Here is an 18,802-nt window from a genome sequence, read left to right as displayed (position 1 = left end):
AATACCGAATTTCAATTACTGTACCTTGTATGCTGTGCTTTTTCCACAATCCTATCTGAGCAAGCTTTTTGAGACTTAACGGGAAAAGTCAGAGTAAAGGATTTGTGGAAGCACGTCAGAAATCCACTTACTCATTCAGTTGATACCTTCACTTCGATTGCTCGTGATCCAAAGCAAGACATACCAAACATGGAGAGGATTGTAATAGATATGCTGCAAGCAGTTGTTATTGCATGGCGTGATGAGCAATTTGGCACTGGCGCATACACATCACTGCTATCAGAGTAAAGTATGCTTCAATAACAAGCTAAGTAAACTGAGGCAGAACAATGCATTGGCTGATAATTGCAGGTTGGATTGACACCACCAAACTCAACACTTGCTTCTACTCAAATCCTACCACTTCTGCTATTGTGAGCGATCGCAGAAGCAGATGTTGTTTGAACCGTAGCAATATTAATTTGAGTAGCCACAGTTGAGAGCAAACAGATATGGTTGTTAGCATATTATGACAACCTAAGTTAACAAGTCTATGAAAATTAGAGCAATCATTCATCCAGCAGAAGAAGGCGGCTATTGGGCAGAGGTTCCGGCGCTTCCCGGTTGTATTACCGAAGGAGATACCATAGAAGAGGTAATGGCTAATTTAAAGGACGCTATTGAAGGTTGGCTTGAAGTTGCTAACAGTCGTAATGCAATTGAGTCAACAGATCAAGTTGTTGAAATTGCTGTATGAAATCGATTTATGGCAAGCAACTTTGTAAGATTGTGGAGCAAAAAGGTTGGGTTTTGCAAAGAATTACTGGCAGTCATTATATTTCTGAAAACCCTGAAGTATAAAAAATCCTGTCAATTCCTGTTAATCGCAATCAAGATTTGAAAGTTGGAACCTTGAAAGCCTTGATGAAAATAGCCCAGCTATCTGAACAAGATTTACTTTAATTTCAAATTACTACTCTCATTCATCTACTAACTTGCTTAGTTCACCGGGGTAAAAATCATAATCCACAATCTCTGACAAACTATAAGGACACTCTACCGGAAAAGTACGCTTGGGCAAATCTGTTTCTCCAACAGCTAATTCGACACCTTTAAGGTAGGCTTTGCGAAGTGCTTCTTCAAGGTAGGGCTTTAAGCTAGGATTATCTTCAAGCAGTTCAGCAATATCTAAGCGTTGAATCCGAAGTGTTGCTAACCAACTACGGCTACGGCGTCCTGACTGGTACTGCCATTTTAGTAAATGTCCAATCAGCACACTCAGACGGTTTCGCAGTTCTTGACGTTGCTGTTTACCCAAAGATTGAATTTCCTCAATCAGATTTTGCCGATCAATCTGACTCCACTGCTCATTGCGAAGTAAAGTTACTTGTTCCTGTGTCCAAGCGTAAAAATCAGTTTCGTAGAGGCTTGGTGAAGGCATTGGTATCTTTAGGTTTTTTTCAGGTACACCCATTAGGTTAGTTCAACCTCAAGGTCTTTGCTTTTATTGTAGAACTGTTAATAGTCCGGTATACTCTTAGGTTAAGTCCAGGCATAAACGCCCCCTGTAAGTGGCGATCGCACCCTAACAACCCCAACAGAGTGCAAGCAGAGATAATTTATTGTATAACTTTCGTAACCATTGACAGCTATGACAAAGCTATTTGAACAAGCGATCGCTAAACCCATAAAGAGATAAAGTTTTAATAATAATACCTTCGCCAATTTCCGAGGATGAGTTGATGATACCTTAACTATTAACTCGGTTTTCTCTGAGGCTTGGCAAAAACATAAGTCCTAAAAATTCCTTTAAGGTTTCACCAAGGGTTTTTTAAAGTATGGCTGAACATCCATTTAATGACCAACTGAGTTTAGAAGAACAAACTGAAAAACTTGGAAAGCAAGCAGTAACATTAGGTTTGATTCCCAGCTTTGTGGTACATTACTTTCCCGATACCTGGGTATTTTTTATACCTAATGAAAGTCAATCAGAACCACTGACACCAGAAGAGGCATACTTTCGTTTAAAGCAACTGGTTAAACAGTAGATTTCCTGTATTCTGACACCTCGGCGGAGCTTTTCCCTTGCTCCGCTCCTGAATTCTGTTTCGATAAGAGCTAGGCACTGCAATTGTTAAATAACAGTAGTTATGGCGAAACCTGCAATTTTAACCGTCGATGATGATCCAGAAGTGTTGCAAGCGGTGTCACGAGACTTGCGGCATCAGTATGGCGATCGCTTCCGCATTGTCCGGGCAGATTCCGGTATTGCCGCTCTGGACGTGGTGCAGCAACTCAAATTGCGGAATGAAGCAGTTGCTCTATTTTTGGTAGATCAAAGAATGCCCCAAATGGGAGGCGTGGAGTTCCTTGAACAGGCAAAAGACATCTTTCCTGATGCGAAACGTACTTTGCTGACGGCGTATGCAGATACGGATGCTGCGATTAAGTCAATTAATAGTGTCAGACTTGATTACTACTTACTTAAGCCCTGGAATCCACCAGAAGAACGACTATATCCGGTTTTGGATGATTTGCTAGATGACTGGCTAGCTGGATTCCGTCCACCCTTTGAAGGGATTCGAGTCATTGGTAATCGCTGGTCGCCTTTTTCCCATCAGGTGAAAGACTTTCTAGCGCGTAACCAGATTCCATACAAGTGGTGGGATATTGAACTGGAGCCGGATGCAGCAAAATTAGTGGAATACGCAGAAACTGATGGCAGACAGCAATTGCCCTTGGTGCTGTTTGCCGATGGTTCCCGATTAATCCAACCATCTAATCTAGAGATTGCCGCGAAAATTGGATTGCAAACCCAGGCAGAGCGGCCTTTTTATGATTTGGCGATCGTGGGTGGTGGCCCTGCCGGACTAGCAGCCGCCGTCTATGGCGCTTCCGAGGGATTGAGTACAGTCTTAATTGAGCGTGAAGCCCCAGGCGGTCAAGCAGGCACGAGTTCGCGCATTGAGAACTATCTGGGGTTTCCTGTTGGCTTGAGCGGCAGCGATTTGGCCAGGCGAGGAGTTACCCAGGCGCGGCGATTTGGAGTAGAAATTCTGACTCCTCAAGTAGTAACCGGAGTTAAGCTGCAAGATCCTTATCGAGTTCTGCAATTGGGGGATGGCAGCGAGATTAGTTGCCATGCACTTTTAGTTGCAACCGGCGTTTCCTACCGTTGGTTAAATGTCCCAGGAGCCGAAAAGCTTACAGGAGCCGGAATTTATTACGGTGCTGCCATGACTGAGGCGATCGCCTGTAGCAATGAAGAGGTTTACCTAGTCGGCGGGGCAAATTCTGCGGGACAGGCAGCAATGCATTTTTCTAAGTATGCCAGTAAAGTGATCATCTTGGTGCGCGGTGAGTCGCTTTCATCGAGTATGTCCCAATATTTGATTGACCAGATTGCAGCTACTGCAAATATCAAAGTTTGCACAGGTTGCAGCGTCATCGAAGTAAAGGGAGATGAACATCTAGAAGAAATTGTGATTGCCCATGCCTTGACTGGACAAATTGAAACCGTGCCAGCGCGATCGCTTTTTATCTTCATCGGTGCTACCCCCAAAACTGATTGGCTCGATGGTGTTATTCAACGCGATGCTCAAGGGTTTATCATCACAGGGCCAGACTTAATAGATAATGGCAAATCTCCTCCAGGTTGGCGCTTGGAACGCTCTCCTTTTTTGCTAGAAAGCAGTGTTCCTGGTATCTTTGCAGCCGGAGATGTGCGCTACGGGTCAATTAAGCGGGTGGCATCCGGCGTGGGTGAAGGTTCGATCGCCATTCAATTCGTTCACCGCTATCTGAGCAATGTTTAGCTGGAGCCGGAAAAACTCAGGAGGTTGATTGATGTTGTGTATTGAAGAACTGATCAACTTAGACCCGTTTCAACAGCTTCCGAAAGAGCAATTGGAGTGGGTTTGCGATCGCGCTCAAAGGGTTGAACTCCCTACCTCAGAAGTGTTGGCACATGAGGGAGAGCCTGGACACGGCTTATTTATCCTAGTCAAAGGTAAAATTAATCTCACCCGCCGCAGTCAAGGAGTTGAAATTCCCATCGGGCAACATCAAGCCCCATCCTTTTTTGGTGAAATTCCAGTCCTCACAGATGAACCTGTACCTGTGACAATGCGGGCATTGACAGATTGCAACCTCTATGAAATTAAGGCAGAGGACTTCCGCAAACTGCTGCATGAATGTCGTGATTTTGAGCGGATGGTCTTCCGCATTATGGAACGTCGTCTTCGGGGGCTAGAATCCTTTATTCGGGGACGGGAAAAGATGGCAGCTTTAGGAACTCTTGCCGCCGGTCTAGCTCATGAACTCAACAACCCAGCCTCAGCCCTGGTTCGGACTTTCCAGGAAATGCCCGCCGCCATCCTGGAGCTACAACGAATGAACTTAGTTTATGGGCAACGCAATGTTGAGGAAGCGCATACTCAAAACTGGTTGAGACTGCGCGATCAGGGTTATGACGCAATTTTGAATGATCGTTTAGATCCGGTGACACTAAGCGATCGCGAAACAGTGTTGCTGGAATGGTTAGAAGATTATGGTGTAGAGCAAGCATGGAAATTAGCAGAACCTTTAGCGGAAGGTGGTGTTGAGGCCGAAACTCTAGATCAGATGATGGAACGTTGGCGCAACGACGACACTGAATTGCGAGAAATGGGATTGCACTGGCTATCGCTTTCCTTTGAAGTCATGTCGATGATTAAACATGGTTTGCGAGGAGCGCAGAGGATTTCCGAACTTGTGCAAGCGATGAAGTCTTATGCTTACCTCGATCAAGGCGTTCAGCAAGAAGTGAATCTGCATCAAGGTTTAGAAGATACATTGCGATTGTTTGCTCATAAACTTAAATGCGGTGTCCAAGTACAACGCAATTACGATCAATGTCTTCCTAAAATGCTTGCTTATGGCAGTGAACTGAATCAGGTGTGGACAAACTTAATCGACAACGCCATTGATGCAATGGATGGTAAGGGACTCCTGGAAATTACAACATACCATTGCGATCGCTTTGCCCATATTGACATCATCGATTCTGGCAGTGGAATTCCACCTGAAATTAAAACCCGCATTTTTGAACCTTTCTTCACCACCAAATCAGTGGGGCGTGGTTCAGGACTCGGTTTGGAAACCGTTCGCCGGATTGTAGAAAATCGCCATCACGGTACGCTCTCATTTGAGTCACAGCCAGGCAGAACTTGTTTCACTATCTGCTTGCCCTTGTCAAATCAATCAATTATTTGAACTATTCCCGATGAATTGGGAGCGATCAACTTCAGCCGTAGGCAAGTATGAGTAGTTCACTAGATTAGAATAAGACTTGCTCATGAGGTATTAATTCAACCTCTCAAGTTTAAGATTGCACTCCGATTATGACCGATCTACCACCCAACGCTCAAAATCCCGAAGAAAATGCTAACAACGATGTGGCACAAGAATTACTGCGAAAGCTGAGGCAAAAACAAGGCAACTGGGTAGAGTGGGGAATGGCGATCGCCTCGTTGCTAAAAGCCGGTTACAATCCCCAAGAAATTTTTGAGGCGACCGGATTTGAGCCAATTCAACAAAATCAGGTGGTTGTTGGTTCTCAAGTTTACAATTCTTTGGAAAAGTTTGGAGCTTCGCCAGCAACGCGATCGCACTATGCCACACGCGGCAGTGATATTTTATACGAACTGCGTTTGCTTACTCAAGAAGAACGCGCCAGCGCCGCCGAACTGATTTTCCTCCAGAAAGTCGATGCGGATGAGGCGCGGGAAGTGGCCAAAGCCATAAAAGAGTTCTCCTATTTCCGCCTTTTACCAGAAGGGTTTTCTGCCCATCCTGGGGATGCAGTTGCTCACCAAGTTTGGAAACGGGCCCGCCAAAATACAGATTTACAACAGCGATCGCGTCTGATCGCCAAAGGTTTACGCTTTGCTCACACGCCAGAAGCAAGGACAAAAATCGAACAGCTACTGACTGATTTTACTACCGTTCCCCAGCGTCCGGCTCCAATTTTACCTTTTTACCGCCTGGAATCTGAAGAACAATTACCCCGAATCATTCCCGTAGTTGGCGAGTTGCCATTGTCACGGCAAGACTTGCAAGCTGTGCCCATCGTCACAGAAATTGAACCATTTCGCATGGTGAAGTTTTCTGGAGAGCAAGCTTGGGTACCTTTACCAGGTTGGCAAGTGCTGTTGGCAGCAGAAGATCCAGTGGTAATTATCGCCAATAGCGATCGCTTCCCCATCCAAAACCAAAGCCGAATAGAACCCGTCGTCGTCGTGATAGATCGTGCCCAACGACAATGGGATATCTCCAACTACTTTGTCGTTGAAAATGGTGGTGAATTAGATTTTCAGTGGTTTGAAACTGAGCCGGAAATTCCTCTACTAGGACAAATTATTATCATTGTGCGTCCTAAGAAAATTCTGGATGAAGAATTAACTAAGGATTCATGGCAGATTGACGAGTAAATTCAATTTTAGACAGGACTAACTCCGTGATCTGATCTGTTAAGACTGTCCAAACAATAGCAGATGGGGCATTGGTTCAATTTTCTGTTTGGCCAATGCCACCATTTGTTTTAACTCAGGACTTACGCACAAGCAACGGAAAATCGAACCACAGAGGACGCAGAGGACACGGAGGAATAAGAGTTTGAGAGGTTTCTTGCGTAAGTCCTATAGCTCTCTTAATCAGAATATAACCTGAACAGTTACCTGACTTTTCACGGTATCTGGAAAACCTCTCTTCTTTATCTCTCTCCTAAAAGGAGGAGCCACTGCGTTGGGCGGCGAGCCAAAGATTGTTGCACGTGGCGTCAGAGACTTTGAATTTTCCCCCAAGGCTAGTAGGGAAGGGGGTTAGGGGGTTAGGTTTTCGTGGCTTTTCCACATAACCTAAATTGTCAGAACAGTTACAAAGTAACGACCATAACAGGAAAAACCCAAATTTTTTCAGATGAAAGTGTTTGAAGAAGAATTCTGTTTGATAAAATTATTTGAATTTTGTAATAAATTTTCATATAGCGTACTGGATCAAGAATCTCAACAGATGTATCATTCGAGCAAAATTCTTAAGAAATTAGGCATTTTTTTTTGTGATTTTAGCTTTTCCGGTATCTTCATATTTAGGACTTACGCATTGACAGAAAAGCCTAAATGACAGATATGCTTTTCAAGCCTTTTAGCTAGATTTTTCAACTACCTTTTTGCGATGCCTGCGGCGGGCTACGCCTACGCAACTAACAAAGGATGGTTTGTAAAAGGCTGAAACGACCTATTTATGTTAATAGACAAGATGATTCGTTTGTACAGTGCGTAAGTCCTAATATTTTATCGCCGCAATTATTCAGGAAAAAACAAATTCCTATTTTTTCGATTTAGTTTCATAACCAAACAAACGCAATAGATTTCCTGTTGATAGGAATGACTCAAACATTGTCCAACATAGCTATCACTCGTTTGTAGCTGAACAAGGAGTTTTCCCAAAATGCCTCTTACGAAACGTTGTTTGGCCGAATTTATCGGCACATTCTGGCTTGTTTTAGGTGGCTGTGGTAGTGCTGTTATAGCCGCAGCCTACACAGCAGATACCGCAAAAATCAGCGAGAGTACTTCTTTTCCATTGGGTATTGGATTAGTAGGTGTATCTTTGGCATTCGGGCTTACCGTCCTCACAGGGGTTTATGCTCTTGGTCATATTTCTGGTGGTCATTTCAACCCGGCTGTTTCCTTTGGACTATGGGCAGGTAAGCGCTTTCCGGGGTCTGACTTACTACCTTACATCGGCTCTCAAGTAATCGGTGCAGTTGTTGCTGCGGGCATTATCTACCTGATTGCTAGCGGCAAAACTGGATTTTCCCTGACTGGCTCCAACCCATTGGCCACTAACGGCTACGGAACTCACTCTCCAGGTGGTTACACGCTGTTTGCTTGCCTGATTAGTGAAATTGTGATGACTTTCATGTTTCTGGTGATTATTCTGGGTGTGACTGATAGCCGCGCTCCTAAAGGATTTGCACCATTGGCAATTGGTTTTGGGCTTACCTTGATTCACCTGATTAGCATTCCTGTAACCAATACCTCGGTTAATCCTGCTCGTAGTACTGGAGTTGCTATATTTGCTGGCGTAGAACTCTTTTCGCAAGTCTGGCTGTTCTGGATAGCTCCGATCTTCGGGGCTATTTTAGCAGGATGGTTATATGTAGCCGTCTTTAGTGAATCAACTGTGGAAGAACGGCAAAATGTCAAAGAGCTAGTCTAAAAGCTATTTTCAACCGTGCTGTACTAGTAGTCTGTCAAGAAAGAATTGATCGGTAAGCAAGTTAGTAGTAAGGATTAAAGTCCTTACTACTAACCTTCAAAACTAGCCTGACAAAGTACTAGTACAGCAAGGCAGAAATAAGCCACCCATTTGAAACGTCTAAAACCCTTACATAAGAGTAATTACGAACTCTGCAAAGCTGTACTAGCCTGTAATTTCTGGTTGTTACAGGAGTTCCTCAAAAGGGGCAATACTTAAATCTGCTTTGTGCCTTTAATCATTAGTGAGAAATTCAGGAGAGATTAAGATGGCATTTATTTACGGTACTACACGTCCTGACAAGATAAATGGGACTTTGGGAAATGACACGATAGTTGGTTGGGCTAAGGGTGGTAATGCCAATATTCCGTCCGGTAACGATAGCTTGAATGGTGCAGCTGGCAACGATTCCCTTGCTGGTGCGACAGGAAATGACACTCTAATCGGTGGCATTGGCAATGACACACTTGCTGGCGGCACAGGTATCAACATCTTGAATGGGGGAGTAGGCGACGACCTTTACATTATTAACAACACAAGTGACATCATTATCGAAGCTCCTAATGGCGGCTCGGATAACGTCCTGTCTTATGTCACCTATACACTGAGTGCCGAACTGGGCGACTTGAAGCTGCTGGGAACTAACGCTATCGACGGGACAGGTAACAGTGTTAACAACTTCCTCTTTGGTAATAGTGCTAACAACACTCTGAATGGAAGAGCAGGCTATGACACACTAGATGGTAATTTCGGTAATGATACCCTCAATGGTGACGACGGCAATGATAGTCTACAGGGCGGGCCTGGCAATGACTTACTCAATGGGGGTAATGGAAACGATATCCTCATAGGTGTTTATCCTGGTAGTCTGCTTCCACCTGGATTAGGGGAGATTGATACCTTGACTGGCGGGGCTGGGGCAGATACATTTGTCCTGGGAGATGCTGCAAATGTTTTCTACGACGATAACAACAGTACGACTCCTGGTTTTGGGGACTTCGCTACTATTACTGACTTCCAGTCTAACCAAGATCAAATTCAACTCAAAGGAATTCCACAGGACTACCGCTTACAAGCTGTTGGAGGCAACACACGAATATTCTATGAGCAACCGGGACAGGTAGATGAACTCATAGGTATTGTGCAGGGGAGAAACAATCTCCAACTTCGTAGTAATGACTTCCTTTACTATGAGCGGGAAGATGCTGGACAAAGTACAAACAACACATTGGGTAACGCTGAAGGGTTAGGTTCCTTATCATCAGGCTCAAAAGTTAATATTTCCGGTGAGTTAGCAACAGCTCAAACCGGGGGCAATGCCGATTTTGACTTTTTTACATTTTATTTACCAACTTCAGGAACCGTCACTGTCAACACAGTGACATCGGGAAAGGCAATTATCGGACTGTTTAACGATTCTGCGACTCTACTGACCAGTCAAAAATCGGCACCAATCACCGGTTTCCTGGGTGCAGGTACGTACTACATTTCAGTGAGTAAAGATTCTTTCGCACCTCAAAATAATGGAACTTTCTTTGGTATCAACTCTGGACCTGATTTTTCTTATACGCTAGGAGTCAGTATTAAATAAGAACATTATCAACTTCAGAAAATACTCACATCAGAAGGCAGATTTAAGGATACTTTTTCTGCTGACTAGGGGGAGACGTTGCCGTGTCTCCCCCAGGGCAAACGCATCGAAATTGCGACAAAGTAGTAAGTAGAAGTGTATTTAACAAATTCTGTTGGTTTAAGTTGCATAGCTTCTAAATCGAAATTTTGCGTCTCTACTGCATATAGCTATTAGCTAATTGATTTACAATTAAATATTTGTCACCACAGATAAACACCAATGATTTTTCATATCTGCGGTTTTGGAATTAAATCCCAAATCGTTCGACTGAGCGCTCACGACGAAAATATAAAGTTTTATCATGTCAAATACTAATTTTACTACTGCTGTACCTTCGGAATCACTCCACTCAGAATTATCTGAGCGATCGCACAGGGGCTTATGCTCTTGGTCAATTTGGCAAAAAACTTTTTGGTTTACTGATATTTTCGCACCGATAAAGCTGATAGGGAACACCTATGCGATAGTGATGCTCAGGGTCTATGGTGCAATTATTTCGACCAGAAAGTTCTAAATGCTGCGGATAGTCCCGTTTTCTCATTCCAGAACCAACAACCCATAAATTTAGCTTAGATGTCGCTGGTGCAGGCATTTGGGAAAGATTTTTCCAGAGATTAGATAAATCAGGATATTTCTGTAAAAAAGCAAAACTATCGGAGTTAATAGCGGCATTCAAGCCCCTGGATTTATCTGCAAGGTTGTTAATTTTTAATTTTCCCGAAGGGTTTTGACTCCTAAGTTGTTCTAATGCTATGGCAAAACTTAATCCCAACGCTACATCCTGATAATCGCTATATCCCACTATCAACATCAGAGGTACAGCAGGTTCTAAATTCATGTTTTGGGCTACTTGCTCAGGCTGGAATGGTTTTTGAAACACTAAATTAGAAACAACAAAAACACAACTAATCAAACCAACAAGTAAAAAGATAAATGACTTTTGAGATAAGTCTAAGAGCCGGAAGTTAGTGTTGGCAATTTCGGTACTTTTATTGAGGCTGGCTGCTATGAGAGCGCAAAAGCTAGGATAGTAGACGAAATGATAGCGTGGAATAATGGTAATATCTTTACCGAAAAAATAAACAATAACAAAGAATTGTAATAACACGAAAATAGTAAAACTTAAAAGTGTTAATATCGCTAAATAAGTTCTAGGTTTTAACCACAGCAGCTTTAAACCTTTGAAGATTTCCCACCCTACCCAAATGGCAAAAATTACCATTAAAAAACCATAGATAACTGCAATTGGTAGAAACTGATTTTCTACGGGTAAAGCAATCACCATCAAAATCCAGCTCATAAGAGTTTGATAGAAGGGTGCAATGTGAGTGGGAGCCGGCAACCAATTTGTTTCAGAACGTTGAATATGGCTCAATGTCACCATGAACCAAGGAATGAAGCTAATCACAACACTACTAGTGGAAACAATGAGGGCAAGCCAGATTTGGCGTTGATTAAATATCTGTGTCTTCCCCCAGTACATCAATACAACTATTGTTGCAATTTCCGCGATAAATGCTAAAGCAAAAAAGTAGTGAACATAAAGACCAATGCTATTAATAATTGCCCATAACAACCAAATCCAAAATCTGATGTGCGTTCGCGTTGGCGTGGTAACAAAGTCTCTTGTACTGAGCATCTCGACTTGCGGACATGGAACCGCAGTCGAAGTATACCGAAGTGCAGCCTCTGGTTGAGAAGCGAGTCCAAAGGACTCTTCCTCAAAGATATCGCGTTGAATTTGCATTAGCCCTAATAACGCTAAAGTTATTAGGAACATGGGCATGGTATAGTGCCGTGCTTCTTGAGAAAGGTAAACAGCAAAGGGAGAAACAGCCATAATCGCTGCTGCCATGATTCCAGACGCTCTGGAAAAGGCAATATAATTGAGGCCAAAAATTGCCGCGATCGCACCTACACCAAATAAAGCTGGTAGCGATCGCAATTTTTCTACCCACTCTGATCCTAAGGGAGCTATCCACCCTAACCAGCTATACATACTGCAAAAAAACAGCGGCGGATGCGTAGACTGGGTGGCAACGTTTTTAGCAATTTGAGAACAACTAATCCCAGGCTGGAAGGTAAAAAGCTCCTGCACACGCTCAAGAGGAAACACTACATCTAAAGGCAAGTCATTGTAATTTTTACCCAAACTGAAAATAGCAGTAATTACCTCATCCATCCATAAAGGTTTTAAGTCTAAATGCCAAAAACGTAAGATAGCGCCAAGTATAATTACCTCAGGTAAGCCCAAATCACGTAGAGAGAGTCTGCGATTTTTCCTCATAGAGCTTAGATATTTGTCACCACGGATAAACACCAATGATTTTTCATATCTGCGGTTTTGAAATTAAATCCCAAATCTAAAATATAAAATTTGATATGTCCGACTCTAATATTACCGTTCCTGTGCCTCCAGAATCACTCCACTCAGACTTATCTAGGCGATCGCCTGTTTCTAACCTGCGAGAGAAGATTTTCGCAATCCGCAACAGTCTGCGCCCTGGACAGCAACAAATGGCTGACTGGCAATCTGGCCCTTTAGCTATTTCTGCCGTTCCTGGTGCAGGCAAATCTACTGGTATGGCGGCGGCGGCGGCGATCGCGATCGCCCGTCAATATGAACGTTCATCCTCGCGTCGTCACTTGGTAGTTGTGACTTTTACTCGCTCGGCTGCTGCCAATATTAAAGCGAAGATTCGCAAATTCTTACGAGATGATTTATCCTTACCTCAGATGGGCTTTTTTGTCTATACGCTACATGGTTTAGCGTTAAACATTGCCAGCCGCCATTCTGATTTGTCAGGTTTGCAATTAGAAAATGTCACATTAATTACACCAACCCAAAGTCACCGCTTTATCCGAACTGCTGTAGAGCAATGGATTGCAAATAATTCAGGAATATATTTGCGGTTATTAGAAGGTCATCAATTTGACGGAGAAGAGACAGAAAGATTGCGTCGCCAATCGGTGCTGCGAACAGAAGTATTACCGGAATTGGCTAATACGGTAATTCATGAAGCAAAAAGTTCGGGGATATCGCCAGAATTGTTGCGGGAGTGGAGTAAACAAACCACAGACGAATATGCAATTTTGAGCGTAGCGGCGGGATTGTATGAGCAATATCAAAACTTAATGCGATCGCGTGATTTCATTGACTACGACGATATGATTTTAGCCGCACTGCGCGTTTTAGAAAACGACAGCGCTCGTCGCATCGAGCAAAACCAAGTATTCGCCGTCTTTGAAGACGAAGCTCAAGATTCTAGCCCTCTTCAGACGCAGCTTTTAGAAATTTTGGCAAGTGATGGGGGAGATGAGGGAGATGATTCTTCACTCCTAACTCCTCACTCTTCACTCCTAACTCCTAACTCTTCACTCCCCAGTAGAGACGTGATTAATCGCGTCTCTCCTCATTCCCCACTGAATTTAGTACGAGTTGGCGACCCCAACCAAGCGATTAACTCCACATTTACCCCAGCTGATCCGATTTATTTTCGGCAATTTTGCGAAGAGTGCGATCGCATTAAACGATTGGCAACGATGGATCAAGCTGGTCGTAGTACTAGAATTATCATTGAAGCTGCTAACTTTGCCCTCAAATGGATCAATAATCAGTGGTTAATAACAGCCAACAACAAACAACAGATATCTGAGAACCGACAAGTACCATTTCGCTTGCAAACAATTCGCCCTGTTGAAGTTGGTGATCCGCAAACTAACGCTAACCCCGCACCAATCGGACGAGGACTAGAACTTTATACACCGCGTGACATTCATCACACCGTTGAATTGTTATCTCAAAGGGTGATTGAATTATTTGGCGAAGACCCAACACAAAATAGTGCAGCAGTTTTAGTGCGAGAAAATCGCCAAGGACGATGGCTAGCAGAGTCTCTAACACCTGTGTGCAAAGAGCATAATATTATACTTTATGATGTGGGAGAACGCGATCGCCGTTCTCATGTTCCCCAAGAGATTTTAGCATTACTGCAATTTTGCGATCGCCCCCATTCCCCCGATTACCTCAAAGCCGCACTAGAAGCATTAGTACAGCGCCAATTAATTCCTACCCAAGACCTCAACGCCCTTGCTAGTCTCCCAGAAGAATTTTTGTATCCTGGCCCCTTAGCAGAATCCCAGACAGAAACAGTGCAAAAAGCTGCTCGCTTGTGTCGCAGTTTACTTCGCGCTCGCTTGGAATTGCCCCTCTACCAGCTAATTTCCTTTCTAGCCTTGACTTTAAATTATGACCAGGCAGAATTGGCAACTGCTGACAAACTCGCAGAACGGGTAAACCAGCAGATAGCTGGCAATAGTTCGATGGGGGGAATGCTGTCAGCTTTAAGTGAAATCGTCAGTTCTGAACGGTTTGAACCAGTGGAAACCGAGGATTCGGAAGAACGTTACACTCGTCGCGGTCAACTGACCATTATTACCATGCACAAAGCCAAAGGGCTGGATTGGGACTATGTGTTTCTTCCTTTTCTCCACGAAAACTTGATTCCTGGCAGATTTTGGGTTCCTCCCCAAAGCCAATTTTTAGGGGATTTTACCTTATCAGAAGTAGCCCGCGCCCAAATTCGGGCTGCTCTCCACGGAGAATCTACTATACCAGATGTCACACAAGCATGGGAACAAGCAAAGCACTTGAAAATATCTGAGGAGTACCGATTACTCTACGTTGCGATGACACGAGCAAAGCGTCTGGTGTGGATGTCTGCGGCGCAAAAAGCCCCTTTTACTTGGAGTAAGCCGGAGAATTTACAAGAACAAGCGCCTTGTCCGGTGTTTCCAGCATTAAAGCGTCAGTTTCCTGAATGTGTGGTGAATTTAGCAGTAATGACTAAACAAGCATGATCAAAACTCTTAATAAATTAAATAGAATCCCCAGTTACTATAGCAATCCTATCTGAGTTGTGAAAATTACTGTTTTAACGAACCGCTCCAGGCGCAGAGAGCGCAGAGAGAGGAATCAACAGAAATTTTCACAAATGATTTAGGACTGCTATAGAACATCGATTCAGTAATCAAAAACCTAACCCCCCCCCTTCCCTTGTAGGGAAGGGAGAGCTAAAACTTCGTGCCGCTACGCGAACGTAGGAGAGGTTCTTCCAGGATTACTGATTCGAGGCTCTAGCGATCAGATTGTCCCAGAATATTTGTATGAGATAAGCTATTTAATTTAAAGTGAAATTTGCCGTTTTAAAATTGATGTTATAGATTGATTGGTGTTCAGGTTTTAATCAGAAATTTATTTACTAATGGAAACCCAACAGTTCAGTTCAACGACACAAGAAAATAGACCCACCAAGACAAAAAAACAGTTTTTTTCTGGCATGAATATTGGTAGTCCTAAAGTACCATTCCGCAAATGCAAGAAAACAGCACAACAGTATGAGTTACTCAGTGACTGGGAACACGCGAGTTAATTTACTAAGTAGCCATCATGAACTGGCTACACCAAGACACATAACTTCTTCTCCCAAGGGGAGAAGGAGAGCTACTGCGTTGCATATTTTCCCACGGCATGGAGAACCACGTCAATTCCCTAGTTTCCAATTTAAATCAGCGATGCAACGATATTAATAGTCATAGCTAAAATGGTGGTATTGAAAAAGAAAGATAATATGCTATGTAACAGAGTCAAGCGCCTCATATCGGGTGATGTCGTCTCCACATCTGAAACTTGACTAGTCATGCCAACTACAAAAGAATAATATAAAAATTCCCAATAGTCTGGACAGTCGTTATGAGGAAAATCTAAACCTCCAGTGATTTCTTCACTATTATTATGTCTAATGTATTTGTAATAGCTGTGTGCATATTGGACTGCAAACATCGTATGCACTAGTAACCAGGAACTGACAATGGTTATAATTGAAAGTATGACATGTAGCTTAAGCAGAATTGGTGACAAGCCTTTTTTATCAGTTAGTAAAAACACAATGGCTAAAACACTAGCACAAGCAGCAGCGATCACCAGCAAGAATATAGCCAAATGTCCTTCATATTCACCCTCAGCATAACGGCGAATTTTTTCTGGGGTAGCCTTGATCATTTTCCACCACGTCACGGCTAAGAAAAAGTCAACACCGGAGTTCCAAGCACAGAGAATGCGAGTGGCTAAGTGCAGCCAATGCGGAAGGATTAATGAAACTAATACAGCGAGTCCGACAGCAAAAATTAGTCGGGGTCGGGAGTCAAAGTTTTTAAATAAATTAAGTCTCACAAATGTTGCGATCGCATATATTATCCAGTCCAATTTAACTAATTCGTAATTCAATTACGAATTACTTTAATTTAGCTCTAATCGTCTCTATTCGTTGACGATTTACACCCAAATCGCTTTGACCTAAGCGTGAGGCTGAACGCACTTGGATAACTTTAGCATTCCGGTCTAGATAGAATTCTACATCATCCACAAATCCCAGTAAAGCACTTTTAAATTCTGCATATAAATAATCTTTACTTTCGGTAATGATTTTGGTTCTTGGTAAGGACTGAATAATCTTTTTGAGATTAGCCATCGCTTCTTGTGGAGTAGATGTAAAAGTCAGTGGTGCAATTTTGTGGGTTGCATCTGCACTCTGACTAGAAACGCAGTTAGGAGAATTAGGGCAGGATGCTAATTTACCGTTGTTAACACCTAAATTATTTGGTGGTTTGCCAGCAAAAACCATAATTATCTCTCCGGGTAAGTGAATAAGTAGACTGTCACACTTTATTTAAATTAGTGTAATATGTTGCGGCGTAGATGTATCTTCTGGCAAATGACAGATTCACTAAAACATCGGTGATGCGTTCGCCTCTGGCGTTGGCGAAGCCATCGCTCTATGATCCGGTAAGTATCGTCTAGGCGAAGACAAATTATGACGCAAACAATTTCAATCAACGACTCTGGCCGCTTGCAACTCACACCGCTAGAAATCCCATCCCGTTTACTGTTGGGGCCTGGGCCATCAAATGCCCATCCCACAGTTCTCGAAGCGATGAATACCTCACCGGTTGGGCATCTTGACCCAGCTTTTCTCGCACTCATGGATGAAATTCAGTCGTTGCTACGCTACGTATGGCAAACAGAAAACCCACTCACTATTGCAGTCAGTGGTACGGGAACAGCCGCAATGGAAGCAACCATCGCCAATGCTGTAGAACCCGGTGATGTGGTTTTAATTGGTGTAGCTGGTTACTTTGGTAATCGCCTCGTAGATATGGCTGGGCGTTATGGTGCTGATGTGCGAACCATTACCAAACCTTGGGGACAAGTCTTTAACCTGGATGAACTGCAAACGGCTTTAAAAACTCACCGTCCAGCTATTTTAGCTCTAGTTCATGCCGAAACTTCCACCGGCGCACGTCAACCATTGGAAGGAGTCGCTGATTTGTGTCGGGAATTTGGCACTTTGCTATTAGTGGATACGGTGACAAGTTTGGGTGGTGTCCCCTTATTTTTGGATACTTGGGGAGTTGACCTAGCTTATAGTTGTAGCCAAAAAGGGTTGGGTTGTCCGCCTGGTGCTTCGCCTTTTACAATGAGTACGCGGGCAGTTGAGAAATTGCAGCAACGCCAAACAAAGGTTGCAAACTGGTATTTGGATATGTTGTTGCTGGGTAAGTATTGGGGTGCTGAACGCACCTATCACCATACAGCACCGATTAATTTATACTATGCATTGCGGGAAGCATTGCGTCTGCTTTCAGAAGAGGGGTTAGCAAACTCCTGGCAGCGACATCAGAAAAACGTAGAATATCTCTGGGAAGGGTTGGAGAATTTAGGATTGAGTATGCACGTTGAGCAAGAGTATAGACTGCCAACGCTTACCACTGTTTGCATTCCCGCCGGGGTAGATGGGAAAGCGATCGCTCGGCAGTTACTCAATGAACATAATATTGAAATTGGCGGCGGTCTTGGCGAACTCGCTGGTAAAGTTTGGCGCGTGGGATTGATGGGCTTTAATAGTCGTAAGGAAAGTGTTGACCAACTTTTAGCAGCACTAAGGCAAGTTTTGCCTAAGTAGTTTTGATCTAATTAGGTGCGTTAACACCAGTGTAACGCACCTGATACAAAAGGCGATCGCACAGCGAATTTGACTACAATCCTTAGAAAGAGCAGCAAAAACCTAATGTCTAAAAAGTCCGATTCGCAGTTCCAAAATCTCTTTAGTTCACACAAATCAACCAACTGGGACGAAAGATTAGCCCAAGTAGCCTATCGCTTTAACCGAGAATATCAAGGTGAAACCTTTGAACTCCCAACAGAAGTACAGGCGATGCCGATATTCCGCGAGTGGATTGCTGGTAGTTTCTCAGGGAGAATTGCTTCCCCTTTCTGGGAAATTGCTCAACCTCAAAAAAACCAGCACTGTATAGATATCGGTTGTGGTATCAGCTTTTTAATTTATCCTTGGCGGGATTGGCAAGCATTTTTTCATGGGCAAGAAATCAGTAATGTGGCACGCGATACCCTTAATTCTCGTGGGCCACAATTGAATTCCAAACTGTTCAAAGGTGTTGAGTTGGGAGCAGCTGATCAGTTAAACTACTCATCAGAGCAATTTGACCTGGCGATCGCAACCGGATTCAGCTGCTATTTTCCACTGGAATATTGGGATGCTGTATTGGCAGAAGTCAAGCGGGTGTTAAAACCAGGTGGACATTTTGTGTTTGACATCCTCAATCCAGAACAGCCCTTAGCAGAAGATTGGGCAGTTCTGGAAACCTATTTGGGGGCTGAGGTGTTTTTAGAGCCTTTGGCTAAGTGGGAAAAAACGATTAAAGCGGCTGGTGGTAAAGTAGTAGCGCAGAAATCAGGGGAATTATTTGAATTGTATAAGGTACGATTTTGAAAATACTATAGGACTCCTATTTGATTTTTGAACAAATTAA

At 43.4% G+C, this 18,802-nt stretch carries 16 protein-coding genes; 11 read left to right on the top strand and 5 right to left on the bottom strand.

Annotated elements, in window-relative coordinates; translation table 11 throughout:
- The first annotated feature begins 532 nt into the window (after positions 1-532).
- Positions 533-736, top strand: coding sequence for a type II toxin-antitoxin system HicB family antitoxin (locus V7L05_RS12750; RefSeq protein ID WP_104908349.1), 204 nt, complete (start codon positions 533-535; stop codon positions 734-736).
- Entirely contained in the window at positions 733-840 is a 108-nt protein-coding gene (locus V7L05_RS12745) for a type II toxin-antitoxin system HicA family toxin (RefSeq protein ID WP_335164512.1), read from the top strand. The genes V7L05_RS12750 and V7L05_RS12745 overlap by 4 nt, the downstream gene beginning before the upstream one ends.
- A 118-nt stretch (positions 841-958) precedes the next feature.
- Here V7L05_RS12745 and V7L05_RS12740 read toward each other — a convergent pair whose 3' ends face one another.
- Complete coding sequence (locus V7L05_RS12740; RefSeq protein ID WP_335164511.1) at positions 959-1,420, bottom strand: DUF29 domain-containing protein; 462 nt, start codon at positions 1,418-1,420, stop codon at positions 959-961.
- Between the two features lie 101 nt (positions 1,421-1,521).
- Positions 1,522-1,704 (bottom strand): hypothetical protein, encoded by a 183-nt coding sequence (locus tag V7L05_RS12735; RefSeq protein WP_335164510.1) that lies wholly within the window; start codon positions 1,702-1,704, stop codon positions 1,522-1,524.
- A 113-nt stretch (positions 1,705-1,817) separates the two neighbouring features.
- Here V7L05_RS12735 and V7L05_RS12730 point away from each other — a divergent pair, with 113 nt between their 5' ends.
- From V7L05_RS12730 to V7L05_RS12705, 6 genes are all read left to right on the top strand, one after another.
- Positions 1,818-2,027 (top strand): hypothetical protein, encoded by a 210-nt coding sequence (locus V7L05_RS12730; RefSeq protein WP_335164509.1) that lies wholly within the window; start codon positions 1,818-1,820, stop codon positions 2,025-2,027.
- Positions 2,028-2,129: 102 nt separating this feature from the next.
- Entirely contained in the window at positions 2,130-3,794 is a 1,665-nt protein-coding gene (locus V7L05_RS12725; RefSeq protein WP_335164508.1) for an FAD-dependent oxidoreductase, read from the top strand.
- A 31-nt stretch (positions 3,795-3,825) separates the two neighbouring features.
- Positions 3,826-5,232 carry an ATP-binding protein gene (locus V7L05_RS12720; RefSeq protein WP_335164507.1) on the top strand — a complete coding sequence of 469 codons (1,407 nt, stop codon included), beginning with the start codon at positions 3,826-3,828 and terminating at the stop codon, positions 5,230-5,232.
- Between the two features lie 128 nt (positions 5,233-5,360).
- Complete coding sequence (locus V7L05_RS12715) at positions 5,361-6,449, top strand: RuBisCO accumulation factor 1 (RefSeq protein ID WP_335164506.1); 1,089 nt, start codon at positions 5,361-5,363, stop codon at positions 6,447-6,449.
- Positions 6,450-7,467: 1,018 nt separating this feature from the next.
- Complete coding sequence (aqpZ, locus tag V7L05_RS12710; protein WP_335164505.1) at positions 7,468-8,241, top strand: aquaporin Z; 774 nt, start codon at positions 7,468-7,470, stop codon at positions 8,239-8,241.
- A gap of 307 nt (positions 8,242-8,548) precedes the next feature.
- The gene (locus V7L05_RS12705; RefSeq protein ID WP_335164504.1) at positions 8,549-9,871 is read left to right on the top strand and encodes a calcium-binding protein; all 1,323 of its coding nucleotides are present in this window, start codon (positions 8,549-8,551) and stop codon (positions 9,869-9,871) included.
- Positions 9,872-10,304: 433 nt separating this feature from the next.
- Here V7L05_RS12705 and V7L05_RS12700 read toward each other — a convergent pair whose 3' ends face one another.
- Positions 10,305-12,200, bottom strand: a complete 1,896-nt coding sequence (locus V7L05_RS12700) for a glycosyltransferase family 39 protein (protein WP_335164503.1) — start codon at positions 12,198-12,200, stop codon at positions 10,305-10,307.
- 95 nt (positions 12,201-12,295) lie between these two features.
- Here V7L05_RS12700 and V7L05_RS12695 point away from each other — a divergent pair, with 95 nt between their 5' ends.
- The gene (locus V7L05_RS12695; protein ID WP_335164502.1) at positions 12,296-14,773 is read left to right on the top strand and encodes an ATP-dependent helicase; all 2,478 of its coding nucleotides are present in this window, start codon (positions 12,296-12,298) and stop codon (positions 14,771-14,773) included.
- Between the two features lie 703 nt (positions 14,774-15,476).
- Here V7L05_RS12695 and V7L05_RS12690 read toward each other — a convergent pair.
- Both V7L05_RS12690 and V7L05_RS12685 read right to left on the bottom strand, forming a co-directional pair.
- Complete coding sequence (locus V7L05_RS12690) at positions 15,477-16,178, bottom strand: DUF1345 domain-containing protein (protein ID WP_335164501.1); 702 nt, start codon at positions 16,176-16,178, stop codon at positions 15,477-15,479.
- A 28-nt stretch (positions 16,179-16,206) separates the two neighbouring features.
- Positions 16,207-16,596, bottom strand: a complete 390-nt coding sequence (locus V7L05_RS12685) for a DUF1499 domain-containing protein (protein WP_334946569.1) — start codon at positions 16,594-16,596, stop codon at positions 16,207-16,209.
- 189 nt (positions 16,597-16,785) lie between these two features.
- On the opposite strand from V7L05_RS12685, the gene V7L05_RS12680 reads away from it, so the two are divergent.
- Together V7L05_RS12680 and V7L05_RS12675 are read left to right on the top strand one after the other, a co-directional pair.
- The gene (locus V7L05_RS12680; protein WP_335164500.1) at positions 16,786-17,934 is read left to right on the top strand and encodes an alanine--glyoxylate aminotransferase family protein; all 1,149 of its coding nucleotides are present in this window, start codon (positions 16,786-16,788) and stop codon (positions 17,932-17,934) included.
- A 105-nt stretch (positions 17,935-18,039) separates the two neighbouring features.
- Positions 18,040-18,762: a class I SAM-dependent methyltransferase gene (locus V7L05_RS12675; RefSeq protein WP_335164499.1), complete on the top strand. Its 723-nt coding sequence runs from the start codon at positions 18,040-18,042 to the stop codon at positions 18,760-18,762.
- The last annotated feature ends 40 nt before the right edge of the window (positions 18,763-18,802 follow it).

Origin of the sequence: Nostoc sp. (assembly GCF_036917755.1) — a bacterium.
In the GTDB taxonomy this organism is placed as follows: Bacteria; Cyanobacteriota; Cyanobacteriia; order Cyanobacteriales; family Nostocaceae; genus Nostoc.
This window is presented reverse-complemented; position numbering and strand designations above follow the sequence as displayed.